A 2338-nucleotide genomic window follows, 5' to 3' on the forward strand; every position below is an offset into this window, starting at 1 on the left:
GCGGGGCTGCGGGCCTCGGCGCGGACGGCTTCGGCGCTGCCGGGGTGCTGCCCGACGGTGCGGAGTTCGACGGCGTCGACGCGACGGGGTTCGACGCGGGCGGGTCGTCGTTCGTCGAGCCGCCGGAGTCGTCCCCGCCACCGGAACTGCCACCGCTGCCGGAGTCGGCGCCACCGCTGGCGGCCACACCGCCGTCGTCGGCCGATGCCGGACGTGCCGCATCCCGCTTCGCCTGCGCCGCGAGCTGGATCTCGGCCTGCTTCGCCTGCTGCGCGGACCAGTAGGCCTGCTCGGTGGCGACCGAGGTGCCCTTGAGGAACGCGAGCTGCTTGAGGACCTCGTCCTGCTTCGCCTGCCCGGACGCCAGCGCGGACTCCGCGTTCGCCGCGACGTCGTTGGCGCTGTCGAGCGCGTCCTTCGTCTTGGTGGTCGCGGCGGTCAGGGCCTTCGTCGCCTGGCGCTGCTGGGCGGCGAGGGCGTCGACGGTGCGCTGGTCCGACTGCGCCTTGTCGAGCACGGTCGCGGAGCGCTCGGAGAGGTGCGTCATCGTGCCGACCTGGTAGAGCAGGTCCTTCGCGTCGCGGGAGTCGACGAGCATCGATGTGGACAGATCGCCACCGCCGGAGCGCGAGAGCTCCACGACGAGGGCTGCGACCTGGCCGGCGGACTGCTTCGCCGCGGCCTTGGCACGCTTCGCCTGGCCGGTGAGGGCGTCGAGCGCGTCCTTGGCCTCCTGCTGCTGCGACGCCGCCAGCGAGTACTGCTGGCCGGCTTCCTGCACGGTGGCCCCGGTCCGGTCCACGGCGGACTGGAGGCTCGACATGCGGGCCGTCAGGGCGTCGACCGTCTGCTGCTTGTCGGCCTGGTCGTCCTTCGCCGCCTGCACGTCCTTCCACGACGGGGCGGACGGTGCCGCCTGCGCCGGGACGGCCACCACGAGCGAGAGCCCGAGGCTGAGCATCGAGACGGTGGCGAGACCGCAGACGAGGGAACGTGCAGGCTTCTTCATGCGGGTCAGTGCCTCCTGGCAGTGCTCGTGCTCATACCGAGATCCCCCGCGCTGCCATGAAGGGGACGGGATCGACGGCGGCGCCGTTCACCCGGGTCTCGAAGTGCAGGTGGCAGCCCGTCGACCAGCCGGTGGAACCGACCTGGGCGATCTGCTGTCCGGCGGTGACGTGCTGGCCGGCGCCGACCATGATGCCGCCGTTGACGATGTGCCCGTAGGCCGTCGAGATGCCGCCACCGTTGTCGATGATGACCTCGTTGCCGTAGCCGCCGCCGTTGCCCGCGAAGGTCACGGTGCCGGACGCTGCGGCGTAGATCGGCGAGTAGCAGGCCGGGGCGAGGTCCACGCCGGCGTGCAGTGTGTAGACGTGCGTGTAGGGGTCGACGCGGAGGCCGTAGGGGCTCGACTGGAAGCCGGCGGCCGGGCGGACCCAGCCGGACGCGTTCGCGGAGCCACCGCCGGAGGCCCCGCCACCACCGGAGGCCGGGACACCTGCGGTCGCTGCTGGCGGGAGCGCACGCGCGGCGGCCGCTGCTGCGGCAGCTGCGGCGGCGGCCCGCTCGCGAGCGAGCCGTGCCTGGCGTGCCTTCTCGACCTGGACACCCTTCTCGTACTGGGCCTCGGTCGTCTTCGTCTTCGACGTCAGGAGGTCGAGCTGGGCCTCCAGACGGTCCTGGTTGTCGGCCTGGGCGGACACGGCGGCCTGGGCCTGGTCCGCTGCGCTCTGTGCGGCGCGCATCTTCGTCTGGGCCTGGGCGGCGAGCTTGCCCAGGGCGTCCTCGGCGGTCTTCGACTTGTCGGCGAGGGCCTGGGCGGTCCCGCGGTCCTGGCTCGCCTCGGAGTAGATGCCGTCGGCCTGCTCGGACAGCTTCGACATCGCGCCGAGCTCGTACAGCAGGTCACCGGAGGCCGAGGGCTTGGTGAGGAGGTCCGTGGTGACGTCCTCGGAGCTGGAGCGCCCGAGCTGGGCGGCGAGCTGGCCGGCCTGCGCCTCGGAGGCCCGCGCGGTCTTCTCGGCGTCGTCGGCCTGCGACTGGAGCTTGCGCTGCTCGAGTGCCTTGCGGTCGTAGTCCGTCTGGGCGGTCTGGTACGCGGTACCGGCTGCGGCGGCGGCCTTCTCCTTCGCGGCGGACTGCGACTGCAGCTGCGCGATGAGGCCCTTGATCTCGGTGACCTTGGCGGCCTGGGCGGACTGCGACTGCTTGGCGGCCTGCACGTCGTCCCAGCTCGGGTAGCTGGCGGCTGAGGCGGCACCCGACGGCACGAGGGCGACGAGGGCCCCGGCGGCGAGTACGACAGCGACCCCGGCAGCCAGGAAGCGGCGGCGGG

Annotated in this window: 2 protein-coding genes; both read right to left on the reverse strand. The window is 72.9% G+C overall.

The genetic code is table 11. The features are described from left to right. Nucleotides 1–1009, reverse strand: a 1009-nt coding sequence (locus QL987_RS16555; RefSeq protein ID WP_290158752.1) for a hypothetical protein, incomplete at its 3' end; no start/stop codon positions are given. 31 nt (nucleotides 1010–1040) lie between these two features. Beyond that, nucleotides 1041–2338: M23 family metallopeptidase (locus tag QL987_RS16560; RefSeq protein WP_290158753.1), on the reverse strand; the 1298-nt coding region annotated here is incomplete at its 5' end.

This window comes from Curtobacterium sp. APC 4022 (assembly GCF_030407555.1).
In the GTDB taxonomy this organism is placed as follows: Bacteria; Actinomycetota; Actinomycetes; order Actinomycetales; family Microbacteriaceae; genus Curtobacterium.